Raw genomic sequence first — 15,274 nt, 5'->3', positions numbered from 1 at the left:
ACGTATCCGTACGTCCTGAAGACGTCCTAGAACAGCCGCAGTTTGTCGTCCTCGATGCCGCGCATCGCGTCGTAGTCGAGCACCACGCAGTCGATGCCGCGGTCCGTCGCGAGCACCCGCGCCTGCGGCTTGATCTCCTGCGCCGCGAAGACGCCCTTCACCGGCGCGAGGTGCGGGTCGCGGTTGAGCAGCTCCAGGTAGCGGGTCAGCTGCTCCACACCGTCGATCTCGCCCCGGCGCTTGATCTCCACCGCGACCGTCGCCCCTTCGGCGTTACGGCAGAGGATGTCGACCGGGCCGATCGCGGTCGGGTACTCACGGCGGATGAGGGTGTGGCCCTCGCCCAGCGTCTCGATGCGGTCGGCCAGCAGCTCCTGGAGGTGCGCTTCCACGCCGTCCTTGATGAGGCCCGGGTCCACGCCGAGTTCGTGCGAGGAGTCGTGGAGGATCTCCTCCATCGTGATGATCAGTTTCTCGCCCGCTTTGTTCACCACGGTCCAGATGCCGGCCTCTCCGTCGGCACCTTCCTTGAGGGTGCACGGGGGCGACATCCAGTTGAGCGGTTTGTACGCGCGGTCGTCCGCGTGGATGGAGACGCTGCCGTCTGCCTTGACCAGGATCAGACGGGGAGCGGAGGGCAGGTGGGCGGTGAGCCGGCCCGCGTAGTCCACGGAGCAGCGGGCGATGACGAGACGCATGGTCGGCAACGCTACAAGACACACGCTCTTCCGCGCGATTCGGCTCTTAACGCCCGCTGGACGACCGTCACTTATTGGCCGGTTGTGCTCCCATTCTCCTGGTGCGCTCCGGACGCCGCGCTTACCGTGGAGACAGGAGGTCGCCGTCCGTGCACGCTGCGTGTCGCACGGGGGTCCTTCATCCCTGCCCGTAAGACCCCGTCCATCGGGGTCGCGAGAGGAGAACCCATGTCGCTCGACGTCTCACCGGCGCTGTTGGAACAGGCCGAGCGAGGCGAGGTCGACGAAGCCGACTTCGTCGACTGCGTCCGGACCTCCCTGCCCTACGCATGGGAGATGATCAGTTCTCTGGTGGCCCAGCTGAAGGTCGACGGTGGCGAGTTCGCCGACAACCAGACGCCGCCGCCGAACGAGCAGGCACGTGGTCAGCTGTTGCGTGCACTCGCGAGTGACGCCATTCGTGGTGCGCTGCAGCGGCACTTCGGGGTGCGTCTGGCCTTCCAGAACTGCCACCGTGTGGCGGTGTTCCCGCTCGACCCCGCGGTCGACGACCGGCTCGCCCGCTTCACCTCCGTACGGGGACAGCTGCTCAACCAGTCGCCGGAGCTGCGCGACTGCTGAGGCACGGTGCCGCCGCTCCGCATCGCGGGAGACGCGATCGTCGCGAGATGCGATCGTCGCGAGATGCGATCGTCGCGAGAGATGCCGGCGCGGCGGCACCACACCGCACACCGCACCCGACTCATGGACTCAGACCAGCAGGGGGAGCACCTCGGCCCCCAGCCGCCGGACGTTCTCCTCGGTGGCCGCGAGATCGCCCGTGCCCTCGGCGAGCAGCGCGAAGCGCGTGATGCCCGTCCGCTCCGCCGTCGCCGCGAGCCGGTCCGCCGCCAACCGGGGTGTGCCGACCGGGTGCAGATCGCAGAGCAGCTCCGTGTAGGCGACCGGGTCCCGCATCGCGCGAAGCCGGCCGTCCACGGTCACATGGGCTTCGAGCCCCTGCTTCAGCCAGCCGGGCATCGCCTTCACCAGCGCCTCGGCGGCGTCCCGCGGACCGTCCGCGAGTTGGACGACGCCCGCCGAGACATGGCCGGCGCCGATCCGCGCGATCTCGTCGGGGGTGCGGCCCGCGTCCCGGGAGAAACGCTCCCATGCGGCCACCATCTCGGCCTTCTCCCCGTCGCCGCAGTGCATCCCGAGGAGCATCGGCAGTCCGCGCCGGGCGGCCAGCTCGACGCTCTTCGGGGAGGTGCAGGCGACAACCACCTCGGGCGCAGCGTCCCCGCCGATGAGCTCTCCGGGGCGCGGCACGACGGCCACCTCGCGGAAGGCGAATCGTTCTCCCTCGGCCGAGACCCGGGACTCGGTGAGCCAGCGCAGCAGCAGATCGAGCGACTCCGGGAAACCCTGTTCGTACGCCGGCAGACCCGCGCCGAACACCTCCAGGTCGACCCACGGACCGCCTCTGCCCACGCCGAGCGTGAACCGTCCCCCGGACGTCAGATGGAGCAGGGCGGCCTGCTCGCCCAGGGCGACCGGGTGGACCGTCGGCAGCACACTGACCGCCGTACCGACCCGGATCCGGCGCGTGCGTCCCAGGAGCAGCGCCGCCAGGGTCACGGCCGACGGACAGACGCCGTACGGAACGAAGTGGTGCTCGGCGAGCCAGACGGAGTCGAGCCCCGACTCCTCGACCACCTCGGCGGTCCGCACCGCCCGGTGCAGTGCCTCGCCCTGACCCTGGCCCGGGAACTGGGCGGCCAGAACAAACGTACCCACGCGCATCGCCTTCTGCCTCCTTGCGGCCGACGCGTTTCTCCCCCTCGTACTGGCAACAACGTCTGACACGTGCCAAAGGCAACGGCCTCCGCCGAAGTTCTTGCGATTGTCCGCTGATCCGGCTCGGAGGGGTGGAAGGGCCACTCCGTCGCGGCCCGTAGGCTGGAGAGAACGTTCCGTGTGTCCCCGGTCCCGTGAGGTGATTACGTGTCCCCCCGTCGCAACCGCCCCCAGGGCGGCGAGAAGCCCGATCGTCAGGGCGAGTCGGGCGACCGGTACGGCGGGTCGCAGCGCAGCGAGAACTGGCAGGGCGAGGAGTGGCTCGTCCGGCACGTGGCCGGCGCGAGCGCCCCCGGCAAGCGCTACCGCTGCCCCGGCTGCGACCAGGAGATCCCCGGGGGCGCGCCGCACGTGGTGGCGTGGCCGGAGTACGGGGGAGTGGACGACCGCCGCCACTGGCACAAGGCCTGCTGGAGCGCGAAGGACCGCCGCACCACGCGGGTGCAGCGGTCCCGTAACGCGCCGAGGTACTAGCCCCGGGTCACACCTACCGGCTCTCGGGCCACAGGGTCACACGTCCCGGCTCTCGGGCCACAGGGTCAGACGTCCCGGCGGTTCAGCAGGGCGTACGCGCCGGTCATCGCCGCCGCAGTGACGCCCAGCAGGATCCACACCGGCTCCCAGCCCGCCGGACCGGACTCGCCCACGGTGGGCCGGCCAGCGTACAGCGCGATGAGCTGGCTCGGCACCGCGTACTCCAGCAGCCACTCCTGCACCGAGGCCAGCGACTCCGAGAACATGAAGAAGGCGGCCACCAGCGGCAGCAGCAGCACACCGATCATGATCGTGATCGCGCCCGCCGAGTGCCGGATGATCGCGCCGACGGCCAGCGAGAAGAGGCCGAGCAGCGCGAGGAACAGGCCCACGCCGACCGTGGCCCGCAGCCACTCGGCCGTGGTCGGATCGGGCGCGGTCACCATCGACACCTGCGCGAAGGCGACCACCGCCGACGTGACCGTGGTGACCGTGAACACCAGCAGGAAGAAGACGATCGCCTTCGCCGTCAGCACCCGGGAGCGGCTGGGGCAGGCGGTCAGCGTGGTGCGGATCATGCCCGTGCCGTACTCGGAGGCGATGGTCAGCACGCCCAGCGTGATCACGCAGATCGAGCCGAGAAGCACGCCGAAGAAGCCGAGGCCGAGCGCCGACTCGTTCTCGGTCGCCACCTCCGAGGCCGCCACGATCGCGGCGACGCCGAGGCCGACGCCCAGCATCAGCAGCAGCATCACCCCCAGCGTCCACATCGTGGAGCGCAGGGAACGGATCTTGGTCCACTCCGAGGCGAGCGCGTCCCCCAGGTGCGCCTTGCGCGCGGGGATGGGGGAGACGTACGAGTAGGGGGCGGGGGTGGTCATCGGGCGTCCTCGGCGTTCTCGGCGTTCTCGCTCTGTGTCGCGTACGGGTTCTGTCCGGGCGGCGGCGGGGCGTACCAGCCCTGCTGCGGGACGTCCGGCACCACCGGCTGGGCCGGCTGCTGGAAGTGGTGCGGCTGCGGCTGCTGGAGATGGGCCAGCTGGTCGTCGGTCGACCGGTAGTCGACGGCGCCCTGCGTCAGCCGCATGTACGCCTCCTCCAGCGAGGCCTGGTGCGGGGACAGCTCCCAGAGCCGTACGTCCGCGTCGTGGGCCAGGTCGCTGATCCGCGGCAGTGGCAGACCGGTCACGCGCAGCGCGCCGTCCGGCTCGGACATCACCCGGCCGCCCGCCTCGGTGAGCGCGGCCGTCAGCTTCTCGCGCTGCTGGGGCTCCGTCTGCGGGGTGCGCACCCGGGCGAAGTCCGCCGAGTTCGCCGAGATGAAGTCCTTGACGCTCATGTCGGCCATGAGCTGGCCACGGCCGATCACGATCAGATGGTCGGCGGTCAGCGCCATCTCGCTCATGAGGTGGCTGGAGACGAAGACGGTCCGGCCCTCGGAGGCGAGCTTCTTCATCAGGTTCCGGACCCAGAGGATGCCCTCGGGGTCGAGACCGTTGACCGGCTCGTCGAAGAGCAGCACCTGCGGGTCCCCGAGCAGCGCGGCGGCGATGCCGAGCCGCTGCCCCATACCCAGCGAGAAGCCCTTGGAGCGGCGCTTGGCGACATCCTGGAGGCCGACGACCCCGAGGACCTCGTCGACCCGCTGTGCCGGGATCCCGGCGAGCTGGGCGAGCGACAGCAGATGGCTGCGGGCGCTCCGCCCGCCGTGCACGGCCTTGGCGTCGAGCAGCGCACCCACCTGGCGGGGCGCGTTCGGCAGCTGCCGGAACGGATGGCCGCCGATCGTGACGTGTCCCGACGTCGGCCGGTCGAGCCCCAGGATCATGCGCATCGTCGTCGACTTGCCGGAACCGTTGGGGCCGAGGAAGCCGGTGACGGTGCCCGGCCGCACGTGGAAGGAAAGGTTGTACACGGCCGTCTTGGCGCCGTAGCGCTTCGTCAGGCCGACTGCCTCGATCATTCTCCAGCCCCATCGACAGGTCAGGTCGTCGGGGTCGTGGCCTCCTGGGCCGGAACCCCCGTATGAGCTAGGAGCTTATCCAGCCGTTGACGGTTCCGGCGAAGCCTGGATCGTCATGTACGCGCTACGCGTCCCGCTTCTTCATCACCAGGTAGCCGCCGAGCAGCGCGGCCGCCACCCAGATCAGCATGATCCCCAGGCCGCCCCACGGACCGTACGGCGCCTCGTCCGTGTTCATGGCGTCCGGAAGGACCTGCATGATCTTCGATCCGGCCTGGTCGGGGAAGTAGAGCGCCACCTCCTTGGCCTTCGGCACCGCGGAGAGGATCTGCGAGACCAGGAAGAAGAACGGCACCAGGATGCCGAGGGAGAGCATCGAGGAGCGCAGCATCGCCGCCACACCCATCGAGAAGAGCGCGATCAGCCCCATGTAGAGCCCACCGCCGACGACCGCCCGCAGCACGTTGTCCGCGCCGAGGGACGTGCGGTGCTCGCCCAGGAGCGCCTGCCCGAGGAAGAACGACAGGAAGCTGGTCGCCAGGCCCACCACCAGGGCGAGCGCCCCGGCCACCGCGATCTTGGAGAAGAGGAACGTCGCCCGCTGCGGGACGGCCGCCAGAGACGTACGGATCATGCCGGAGCTGTACTCGGTGCCGACGACGAGGACACCGAAGACCACCATCGCCAGCTGCCCGAGCACCATCCCGGAGAAACTGACGAAGGTCGGGTCGAAGGTCGCCTGCTCGGCCTCCGAGAGGTCGTCGAAGGTCGACTTCAGCAGGGCGCAGAGGGCCGCGCTCATCGCCACCGTCACCAGGAGCGCGCTCGCCAGGGTCCAGACCGTCGACGAGACCGTCCGGATCTTGGTCCACTCCGACTGGAGGACCGCCGATACCGCTGCCATCGTTCAGGCTCCCTTGGTGGTGTCGCCCCAGCGGGGGCCGGGCGCGTCCGCCCCGTGTACGTCCGTGCCGTGCGCGTGGTACTCCACCGCGCCCGCGGTCATCTGCATGAACGCCTCCTCCAGGGAGGCGCGCTGGGAGCTCAGCTCGTGCAGGACGAGCCCGTGCTCGGCGGCCAGTTCACCGAGCTTCTCGGTCGTGGTGCCGTCCACCTCCAGCGTGCCGTTACCCGCCTCCACGGGGGTGAAGCCGTTGGCGTGGAGGATGTCCCGCAGCCGCTCCTGCTGCGGCGAACGGAGCCGTACATAGCTCCGCGAATTCTGGTGGATGAAATCGGCCATCGTCGTGTCGGCCAGCAGCCTGCCCTGCCCGATCACGATGAGATGATCCGCCGTCAGAGCCATTTCACTCATCAGATGGCTGGAAACGAAGATCGTCCGCCCTTCGGACGCGAGCGCCTTCATCAGATTGCGGATCCAGTGAATTCCCTCGGGGTCCAGACCATTGACGGGTTCGTCGAACATCAGGATCTCGGGATCGCCGAGCAGCGCCGAGGCGATTCCCAGCCGTTGGCCCATGCCCAGGGAGAAGCCCTTCGACTTCTTCCGCGCGACCGCCGTCAGACCGACCAGATCCAGGACCTCGCCGACCCGCCTCTCCGGAATGCGGTTCGACTGGGCGAGGCAGAGCAGATTGTTGTACGCCGACCGGCCGCCGTGCATCGCCTTGGCGTCCAGGAGCGCGCCGATGTACTTCAACGGCTCCTGGAGCTCGCGGTAGTGCTTGCCGTCGATCCGGACCGTACCGCTGGTCGGGTTGTCCAGATCGAGCATCATGCGCATCGTCGTCGACTTGCCCGCGCCGTTCGGCCCCAGGAAGCCGGTGACCACACCGGGCCGCACCTGGAAGGAGAGGCGGTCGACCGCCGTCTTCGTTCCGAACCGTTTCGTCAGGCCTTCGAGCTCGATCATGCGCCCACGCTACGGGTGCACAAAACCCTCCGCCACTGGAATGGCGGAGGGTTTTGTGGGAGTTCGCGTTCCGGTTACCGGACCGGGGGGACCGGAGCGATCAACGGGTCTGCTGCGCCGGGACACCACGGGTGGCCGGCTCGTCGTCGATCGGGGAACCGGCGGCCGCGACGGCGGCACCGGTCAGCGTCGCCAGCATCTCGCGGACGTTGGTCAGCTGCGCGTTGATCGAGTCCCGGCGGTTCGTCAGCGCCGCCAGCTCGCGCTCCGATTCCGAGCGGATCCGGTCGGCCTTGGCGTTCGCGTCGGCCACGATGTCCTCGGCCTGGCGCTGCGCGGTCTCCACCGTCTGGCGGGCCCGGCGCTCCGCGTCCGTACGCAGCTTCTCGGCCTCCAGACGGAGCTGCTCGGCGCGGTGCTCGATCTCGGCGAGGCGCTTCTCGGCCTTGGCCTGACGCGAGGCCAGGTCGCGCTCCGACTGCTCCCGGCGCTTGGCCAGGTTGGTCTCGAAGTCCGCGGCGGCCTGGGCGGCCTTGGCCCGGGTCTCCTCGAAGAGGGCGTCCGCCTCCTCGCGCTTGGACTGCGCGTCCTTCTGGGCCTCGGCACGCAGCGAGTTGGCCTCGCCCTGCGCCTTCTCGACGATCCGAACGCCCTCGTCCTCGGCCTTCGCCTTGCGCTCCGCGGCGAACGACTCGGCGTCGTTGCGCACCTGCTGGGCGGCCGACTCGGCCAGCTCGCGGTGCTGCTCGGCGGCGCGACGGGCCTCCTCACGCAGGTCCTTCGCCTCCTCCTCGGCCAGCCGGAGGATCTTCTCGACGCGGGCGCCGAGGCCGGCGTACGACGGCTCGGCGTCGGTGACCTGGGCCTGGGCGTTCTGCGTCTCGAGGTGGAGTTCCTCGATGCGCTTTTCCAGCGAGGTGATTCGGGCCAGAGCACTGTCACGGTCGGCGACGAGCTTGGTAATGCGGTCGTCCACCTGACCGCGGTCGTAACCACGCCGCACGAGCTCGAAGCCGAAGGGGGAGGAAGTGTCGCTCATGGGGTTCCTGTCGAATGAGACCGGTGAGGTGTTAGGGGGAATCCTAGGGGCCGAAGCGGCGTGTCATCGAGCGGATGCCCGTTTGATATGGAGAATGTCCAGCCTTTTGAGTGGCTAGCCCTCGGAGGACTTGCCACTCGAACGTGTTGCTCCTGCCGGAACACCCGCCTTGACCCCCTCCTTCGTTCCCGCGGACGGCGCCTCGAAAGACTCCAACGCCTCCAGGACGTCCTGGACACGGGAGATCTCCGCATTGATGTCCTCGCGCCTGCGCACCAGGACGTCCAGCTCGCGCCGGCCCTCGGAGATCATCTCCTCGGCCTCGCGCTCGGCCTCCCCCTTGACCTTCTCCGCCTCCGCGACCAGTGAGGCCTTCTTCTGCTCGGCCTCCTTGAGCAGCGCCTCGGCCTTCCTCACCGCGGCGATGCGGACCTTGCTCGCCTCCGAACTCGCTTCGGAGAGCATCTCCTTGGACTTCTCCTCGGCCTCGGCCCGCTGCTCCTCGGCGGCCTTCACCAGCTTGTCGACGCGCTCGCCGGCCGTCTTCATCTGCTCGGCCGTCTCGCGTCGCGCCCGCTCGTGCAGCTCCTCGATCTCGCCCTCGACGCGGGCCCGCAGCTCCTCCGCCCGCTCCCTTATGGCCGTCGCGTCGCTGCGCGCGCCCACCAGGAGCTCGTCCGCGTCCGTACGGGCCTTCTCGACGAGCGAGTTGCCCTCGACCGTCGCCTCGGCCACGATCCGGTCTGCCTCCTGACGGGCCGCGCCGACCATCGTGTCGGCCTGCGACTCGGCCTCTGTGGTGGCGCGCAGCGCCTCCTCCTGGGCCTTCGCCATCAGCTGGTCCGCCTGCTCGGCCGCGTCCGAACGGCGCTTGGCACCGGCCTCGCGCGCCTCGTCGAGCGTACGGTCGGCCTCCTCGCGCGCCTCGGCACGCATCTGCTCCGCGGCCGCCTCGGCGTCGGCCTTGACCCGCTCGGCCTCCGACCGGATCCGCTCGGCGGCCTGCTGGGCCTGGCGCACGTTCTCGGCGCCCTCGGCCCGGAGCCGCTCCACCTCGTCGGACGCCTCGGTCGTGATCCGCTCGGCCTCGCTCCTGGCCTCGGTGATGAGCGAGTCCGCCTGCTCGGCCGCGTCCGCGCGCCGCTTGTCGGCGGCCTTGCGGGCCTCGTCGAGGACCCGCTCGCCGTCCGCGCGCGCGGCGGCCCGCAGCGCCTCCGCCTCGGCCTCGCCCTCCGCCTTGACCTGCTCGGCCTCGGCCCGGATCCGCAGCGCGTCCTGCTCGGTGGACTCGAGGAGGGCCACCGCCTCGGCGGTGATCGCGTCGGCCTGCTCGGCCGCGTCCGTACGCCGCTTGTCGGCGGCCTTGCGGGCCTCGTCGAGGACCCGCTCGCCGTCGGCGAGCGCGGCCACCCGCAGCGCCTGCGCGTGCGCCTCGCCGTCCGTCTTCAGCTGCTCGGCCTCGGTGCGCAGCGCGTCCGCCTCGGCCGTCAGCCGCTCCGCCTCGCTCGTGGCCTCGCTGATGAGCGAGTCCGCCTGCTCGGCCGCGTCCGCGCGCCGCTTGTCGGCCGCCTTGCGGGACTCGTCCAGGATCTGGTCGCCCTCGGCGCGGGCGAGCGTCACCAGCTCCTCGGCCTCGGCGGTCAGCCGCTCGGACTCCGCCGCCGCCTCGGAACGGATCCGGTTGGCGTCCTCGCGGGCGTCCGCACGGGTCCGGGCCGCGTCCTGCTCGGCCGACCCCAGCGCGTCCGACGCCTCCGTCCGTACCCGCTGGGCGTACTCGGCCGTGTCCGTACGCAGCTTCTCCGACTGGGCGATCGCGTCCGCGACCGTCCGCTCGGCCAGCGACTTCGCGGCCTCGGTCTCCTCCTGGGCGCGTGCCCGGACGCGGTTGGCGTCCTCGGTGGCCCGCTCCCGCTCCTCGTACGCGTCGGCGCGGACCCGGTCCGCCTCCTCCTGCGCCTCGGTGCGGGTGCGCTCCGCCGCGTGCTCGGCCGCGCTGCGCAGCCCGGCGATCTCCTCCTCGGCCTGCTCCTGGAGACCGGCGACGGAGTCCCGTACCTCCTTGGCCGTCTGCTCGGCCGCGGACACCATCTCCGTGGCCCGCCGGTCCGCCTCCTCGACCAGCCGCTGCGCCTCGGTCTGCGCCTCCTCGACCCGCTTACGGGCGGAGGCGAGGAGCTCCTCGGACTGCTCACGGGCGTGCTCGCGCTCCCGGCCGGCCTCGGAACGGGCCGACTCCAGCGTCTCGTCGGCCTCCCGGCGCCGCCGGTTGGCCTCCTCCTGCGCGGCGGCCAGCGCCTCGGCGGCCTCGGCGGCCACCCGCTCGGCGGCGGCCGCGGCCTCGGCGCGGACCCGGTCCGCGGTCTCCTGGGCCTCCGACTTCAGCCGCTCGGCCTCCGTCGACGCCTCCGTCCGCAGTCGTACCGCCGCGGCCTCCGCCTCGGCGCGCGACGTGGACGCGTCCGACGCCGCCTCCGTACGGAGCCGCTCGGCCTCCTGCTCGGCCTGCGCCTGGAGCGTACGGATCCGCTCGGCGGCCTCCGTACGGAGCCGCTCGGTCTCCTCGACGGCCTCGCGCCGGAGCCGCTCGCTCTCGGCGCGCGCGTCGGTCAGCGTTCGCTCGGCGCTCTCGACCCGGGTCTCGGCCTCGGTGCGCAGCCGGGACAGCTCCTCGGCCGCCTCCGCTTGCCGCGCCCGGGCGGCCCGCCCGGCCTCCTCGCGCAGCTCGGCGGCGGTCCGCTCGGCCGCCTCCTTGACCGACTCGGCCTGCTCCTCGGCCTCGGCCCGCATCCGCTCGGCCTCGGCGCGGGTGCGCTCCAGGGTCTCCTCGGCCTGGGCGCGCAGTGTCTGGGCGCGCTCCATGGCCTCCGAGCGGACCCGCTCGCCCTCGGCGCCCGCGCTCGCGCGGAGCTCGTCGGCGTCGGTACGGGCCTTGGTCAGCAGCTCCTCGGCGGTGCTGGCCGCCTCCTCGATCTGGCCGACGGCCTCACGCCTGGCCTCGCCGCGGATCTTCTCGCCCTCGGCGATCGCCTCGGCCCGCAGCTGCTCGGCCTCGCCGCGCAGCCGGCGCGCCTCCTCCTGCAGCTCGACGGTCTTGGCGCGGTACTCCTTGGTGTCGTCCTTCGCCGACCCGAGCAGCTCGTCGGCCTGCTCCTCCGCCCGGTTGCGCAGCCGGTCGGCCTCCGCCTCCGCCTCGCGGCGGATCCGCTCGGCCTCCTCGGAGGCCTTGCGGGTGGTCGCCTGGGCGTCCTCGGACGCCTTGGTGAGGACCTCCTCGGCGGTACGGGCCGCCTTGGCGAGCGCGGCGGCCGAGTCCTCGGCCGCGACCGTACGGGCCTTGTCCGAGGCCTCCGAGACCAGCTTCTCGGCCTCGGCGGTGGCCTCGCGCAGCTTCTCCTCGGCCTCGCCCTTGAGGGTCTCGGCCTCCTTCGTCGCCTCGGCGACGAGCCGGGCGATCTCCGCCTTCGCCGTACGGGTGCGCTGCTCGTTGACGGACTCCGCGGAGGAGAGCTGCCTGGCCGCCGCCTCCTTGGCCTCGGCGAGCGCCTTCTCGGCCTCGGCGCGGGCCTCGCGCAGCCGGAGCTCGGCCTCCTGCATCCGCTGCTCGGCGGCGCGGGACAGCTCGGTGGCCTGCTGCCGGGCCTGCTCGGTCTCGGCGCTGGTCGAGGAGCGCAGCCGCTCGGCGTGGCTGGTGGCCTCCTGCGCCTGGGTGGACGCGGCGTTCAGAAGCCGCTCGGCGTCCCTGCGGGCGCGCAGCAGAATCGCTTCCGCCTCGGCACGGGCGGCCTCCGCCTCCGAACCGACCCGCTGCCGGGTCTCCTCCGCCAGGCGGGTGGCCTCGGCGCGCGCGCCGGCGAGCGCCTGCTCGGCCTCGGCGCGGGACTCCTCCATCAGGCGGCGGGCCTGCGACTCCGTGCGGGCGCGCAGCTGCTCGGCCCAGGCCACGTTCTCGTTGACGTGCGCCTCGACGGTCTGGCGGCGCTCCGCCAGCTCCTGGTCCAGGCGCTGGCGGCGCTGGACGGCCTCGGCGTGCAGCTCGGCCTGGAGCCGGGCCTGGTGCTCGGCGTGCTCCTGGAGGATGCGCTGGGTCTGGGCGCGGGCGTCGCGCAGCTCGCGCTCGGCGTCCTGGCGGAGCTGGTCGGCCTGGATCTGCGCGTTGCGCAGCATCTGCTCGGCCTGGTAGCCGATGTCCGCGCTGTCGTAGGCGGGACGGGACGCGATGGTGCGCCGCGCCTCATGGAGCTTGGCGCGCAACACCTCGACCTGGTAACCGAGGTCCTCGGCGTGCTGGACGGCCTTCTCCCGCTCGGTCTTCAGCCGGTCCATCTCGGCTTCGAACCGCGAAAGATGGTCGTCTTCAGCTCGGTGGCTCTCCTGGCGTTCGTAGCCCCGCACTGCGCGGTCCCATCCGTCCCCTGGTCGCAACACTCCAACGAGCACCGTTCCGCGGAGAACGGCCCCCCGGGAATCGTGGCAGATCGGATACCCCGACTACGACGCCGCATGGCATGCGGCACCGACCGGCCCCGGCCCGGAGTCGCCCACTCTACCGGGCCAGGAATCCGGAGGTCAGTGCTCCGCTGAGGAGGGGTCAGCGGACGTGACCAGTTCGGTCAGTACGCCGTGGCAGTCCTTGGGGTGGAGGAAGGTGATACGGGAGCCCATGGAGCCGGTCCTGGGCTCGTCGTAGAGGACCCGGACGCCCTTGGAACGGATGTCACCGGCGGCACTGTCGACGTCTGCCGTGCCGAAGGCGATGTGGTGGACCCCCTCGCCGTTCTTGGCCAGCCACTTGCCCACCGCGGAGTCCTCGCGGGTGGGCTCGAGGAGCTGGAGGTACGAGGCTCCGCCGTCGGAGGTCTCGTTGATCTTGAGCATGGCCTCGCGGACGCCCTGCTCCTCGTTCACCTCGGAGTGGAACACCTCGAAACCGTAGGTCGCACGGTAGAACTCGACAGTCTTGTCGAGGTCGAAACAGGCGATCCCGATGTGGTCGATTCGCGTCAGCATTACTCCAGTGCAACGCCAGGGGGATGGTTACGCAACGTGCGCGCCGTCACACCGGCAGGCCGGTGACCGCGTACGGCACCGCTCAGTACATTGGCGGTAAACCCTCGTTCACTCCTCATCCCAAGGGGCTGTGCCTCATGTCTGGAACGACCGGTACCACCTCAGTGATCGTCGCGGGCGCCCGCACGCCCATGGGCCGTCTGCTCGGCTCCCTCAAGTCCTTCTCCGGCGCCGACCTGGGCGGCTTCGCCATCAAGGCCGCGCTCGACCGGGCCGGCATCGGCGGCGACCAGGTGCAGTACGTGATCATGGGGCAGGTGCTCCAGGCGGGCGCCGGCCAGATCCCCGCCCGTCAGGCCGCCGTCAAGGCCGGCATCCCGATGAACGTCCCGGCTCTCACCATCAACAAGGTGTGTCTGTCCGGTCTGGACGCCATCGCCCTGGCCGACCAGCTGATCCGCGCGGGTGAGTTCGACGTGGTCGTCGCCGGCGGCCAGGAGTCGATGACCAACGCCCCGCACCTGCTGCCGAAGTCCCGCGAGGGCTTCAAGTACGGCGCGATCGAGATGCTCGACGCGATGGCGTACGACGGTCTCACCGACGCCTTCGAGAACGTCGCCATGGGCGAGTCCACGGAGAAGCACAACACCCACCTGGGCATCAAGCGCCCCGAGCAGGACGAGATCGCCGCGCTGTCGCACCAGCGCGCCGCCGCCGCGCAGAAGAACGGCATCTTCGAGGCCGAGATCACCCCGGTCGAGATCCCGCAGCGCAAGGGCGACCCGGTCATCTTCTCCAAGGACGAGGGCATCCGCGCCGAGACGACCGCCGAGTCGCTCGGCAAGCTGCGCCCGGCCTTCGCCAAGGACGGCACCATCACCGCCGGCACCTCCTCGCAGATCTCCGACGGCGCCGCCGCGGTCGTCGTCATGAGCAAGGCGAAGGCCGAGGAGCTGGGCCTGGAGTGGATCGCCGAGATCGGCGCCCACGGCAATGTCGCGGGCCCGGACAACTCGCTGCAGTCGCAGCCGGCCAACGCGATCCAGCACGCCCTGAAGAAGGAGGGCCTCGGCGTCGAGGACCTCGACCTGATCGAGATCAACGAGGCGTTCGCCGCGGTCGCCCACCAGTCGATGAAGGACCTGGGCGTCACCCCGGAAAAGGTGAACGTCAACGGTGGCGCGATCGCCCTGGGCCACCCCATCGGCATGTCCGGCGCCCGTGTGGTGCTGCACCTCGCCCTGGAGCTCAAGCGGCGCGGCGGCGGCGTCGGCGCGGCAGCGCTGTGCGGCGGCGGCGGTCAGGGCGACGCTCTGATCGTTCGCGTACCCGGCAAGTAGTTCCCGTCAAGCAAGGAGCATCGGCAATGGTGGACGTCCCCGAACTGGTCGCCCAGGCACGGGAGGGCCGGCCGCGCGCCGTGGCCCGGCTGATCTCACTCGTGGAGGGGGCGTCCCCGCAGCTGCGCGAGGTGATGGCGGCGCTCGCGCCGCTGACCGGCGGCGCGTACGTGGTGGGCCTGACGGGCTCGCCCGGCGTGGGCAAGTCCACGTCGACGTCGGCGCTGGTCTCCGCGTACCGGCGGGCGGGCAAGCGGGTCGGCGTCCTGGCCGTCGACCCCTCGTCCCCGTTCAGTGGGGGAGCGCTGCTCGGCGACCGGGTCCGGATGTCGGAGCACGCCTCCGACCCGGGCGTCTACATCCGCTCGATGGCCACCCGCGGCCACCTGGGCGGGCTCGCCTGGGCGGCGCCCCAGGCGATCCGGGTCCTGGACGCGGCCGGTTGCGACGTCGTCCTCGTCGAGACCGTCGGAGTCGGGCAGTCGGAGGTCGAGATCGCCTCCCAGGCGGACACGTCCGTGGTGCTCCTCGCTCCGGGGATGGGCGACGGGATCCAGGCCGCGAAGGCGGGCATCCTGGAGATCGGCGACGTGTACGTGGTGAACAAGGCGGACCGGGACGGCGCGGACGCGACGGCCCGCGAGCTGAACCACATGCTGGGCCTGGGCGAGGCGCGCGGCCCCGGTGACTGGCGGCCGCCGATCGTGAAGACGGTCGCGGCGCGGGGCGAGGGCATCGACGAGGTCGTCGAGGCTCTGGAGAAGCACCGCGCGTGGATGGAGGAGCACGGGGTCCTGGCGGAGCGCCGCCGGACGCGCTCGGCGCACGAGGTCGAGACGATCGCGGTCACGGCGCTGCGCGCCCGTATCGGCGACCTCCACGGCGACCGCCGTCTGGACGCGCTGGCGGAGCGCATCGTGGCGGGCGAACTGGACCCGTACCGCGCGGCGGACGAACTGGTGGCGGGCCTGACGGAGTCCTGACGGCCTCAAGGCCGGGAGGCCGTGACACGACCGCGCCGCCGGGCGGGCCTGGTGG

General features: G+C 71.4%; 13 protein-coding genes. 4 read left to right on the top strand and 9 right to left on the bottom strand.

Annotated features, from left to right (window positions below; all coding sequences use genetic code 11):
- Window positions 1-26 precede the first annotated feature (26 nt).
- Window positions 27-698: an endonuclease NucS gene (nucS, locus tag ACFUJR_RS11170; protein ID WP_383177246.1), complete on the bottom strand. Its 672-nt coding sequence runs from the start codon at window positions 696-698 to the stop codon at window positions 27-29.
- Between the two features lie 228 nt (window positions 699-926).
- Between nucS and ACFUJR_RS11165 the strand changes: the two genes are divergently transcribed.
- The gene (locus ACFUJR_RS11165) at window positions 927-1,319 is read left to right on the top strand and encodes an SCO5389 family protein (protein WP_383177249.1); all 393 of its coding nucleotides are present in this window, start codon (window positions 927-929) and stop codon (window positions 1,317-1,319) included.
- 129 nt (window positions 1,320-1,448) lie between these two features.
- On the opposite strand, the gene ACFUJR_RS11160 is transcribed toward ACFUJR_RS11165, so the two are convergent.
- Window positions 1,449-2,483, bottom strand: a complete 1,035-nt coding sequence (locus tag ACFUJR_RS11160; RefSeq protein ID WP_383177252.1) for an LLM class flavin-dependent oxidoreductase — start codon at window positions 2,481-2,483, stop codon at window positions 1,449-1,451.
- 201 nt (window positions 2,484-2,684) lie between these two features.
- Between ACFUJR_RS11160 and ACFUJR_RS11155 the strand changes: the two genes are divergently transcribed.
- A complete protein-coding gene (locus ACFUJR_RS11155) occupies window positions 2,685-3,011 on the top strand; it encodes an ATP/GTP-binding protein (RefSeq protein ID WP_383177255.1) in 327 nt (108 codons plus the stop codon).
- Window positions 3,012-3,076: 65 nt separating this feature from the next.
- Here the strand turns inward: ACFUJR_RS11155 and ACFUJR_RS11150 are convergent, their stop codons facing one another.
- From ACFUJR_RS11150 to mce, 7 genes are all read right to left on the bottom strand, one after another.
- Window positions 3,077-3,892 (bottom strand): ABC transporter permease subunit, encoded by an 816-nt coding sequence (locus tag ACFUJR_RS11150; protein ID WP_383177257.1) that lies wholly within the window; start codon window positions 3,890-3,892, stop codon window positions 3,077-3,079.
- Window positions 3,889-4,974, bottom strand: a complete 1,086-nt coding sequence (locus tag ACFUJR_RS11145; RefSeq protein WP_383177260.1) for an ABC transporter ATP-binding protein — start codon at window positions 4,972-4,974, stop codon at window positions 3,889-3,891. The genes ACFUJR_RS11150 and ACFUJR_RS11145 overlap by 4 nt, the downstream gene beginning before the upstream one ends.
- 124 nt (window positions 4,975-5,098) lie before the next feature.
- On the bottom strand, window positions 5,099-5,878 hold the full coding sequence (locus ACFUJR_RS11140) for an ABC transporter permease (RefSeq protein ID WP_383177263.1): 780 nt from the start codon (window positions 5,876-5,878) through the stop codon (window positions 5,099-5,101).
- A gap of 3 nt (window positions 5,879-5,881) precedes the next feature.
- Window positions 5,882-6,847, bottom strand: coding sequence for an ABC transporter ATP-binding protein (locus ACFUJR_RS11135; RefSeq protein ID WP_383177266.1), 966 nt, complete (start codon window positions 6,845-6,847; stop codon window positions 5,882-5,884).
- Window positions 6,848-6,947: 100 nt separating this feature from the next.
- Window positions 6,948-7,886: a cellulose-binding protein gene (locus ACFUJR_RS11130; protein ID WP_158990544.1), complete on the bottom strand. Its 939-nt coding sequence runs from the start codon at window positions 7,884-7,886 to the stop codon at window positions 6,948-6,950.
- 114 nt (window positions 7,887-8,000) lie between these two features.
- Window positions 8,001-12,281 carry a polarized growth protein Scy gene (scy, locus tag ACFUJR_RS11125; protein WP_383177269.1) on the bottom strand — a complete coding sequence of 1,427 codons (4,281 nt, stop codon included), beginning with the start codon at window positions 12,279-12,281 and terminating at the stop codon, window positions 8,001-8,003.
- A gap of 174 nt (window positions 12,282-12,455) precedes the next feature.
- Window positions 12,456-12,896 carry a methylmalonyl-CoA epimerase gene (gene mce, locus ACFUJR_RS11120; RefSeq protein ID WP_383177272.1) on the bottom strand — a complete coding sequence of 147 codons (441 nt, stop codon included), beginning with the start codon at window positions 12,894-12,896 and terminating at the stop codon, window positions 12,456-12,458.
- Between the two features lie 137 nt (window positions 12,897-13,033).
- Here mce and ACFUJR_RS11115 point away from each other — a divergent pair, with 137 nt between their 5' ends.
- Window positions 13,034-14,236 carry an acetyl-CoA C-acetyltransferase gene (locus ACFUJR_RS11115; RefSeq protein ID WP_383177274.1) on the top strand — a complete coding sequence of 401 codons (1,203 nt, stop codon included), beginning with the start codon at window positions 13,034-13,036 and terminating at the stop codon, window positions 14,234-14,236.
- 26 nt (window positions 14,237-14,262) lie between these two features.
- Complete coding sequence (gene meaB / locus ACFUJR_RS11110) at window positions 14,263-15,219, top strand: methylmalonyl Co-A mutase-associated GTPase MeaB (RefSeq protein ID WP_383177276.1); 957 nt, start codon at window positions 14,263-14,265, stop codon at window positions 15,217-15,219.
- Window positions 15,220-15,274 lie beyond the last annotated feature (55 nt).

The organism is Streptomyces sp. NPDC057271, from assembly GCF_042668715.1.
Taxonomy (GTDB): domain Bacteria; phylum Actinomycetota; class Actinomycetes; order Streptomycetales; family Streptomycetaceae; genus Streptomyces.
Note: the sequence above shows the minus strand (reverse complement) of the source record. Positions and strands in the feature narration are given on the sequence as shown.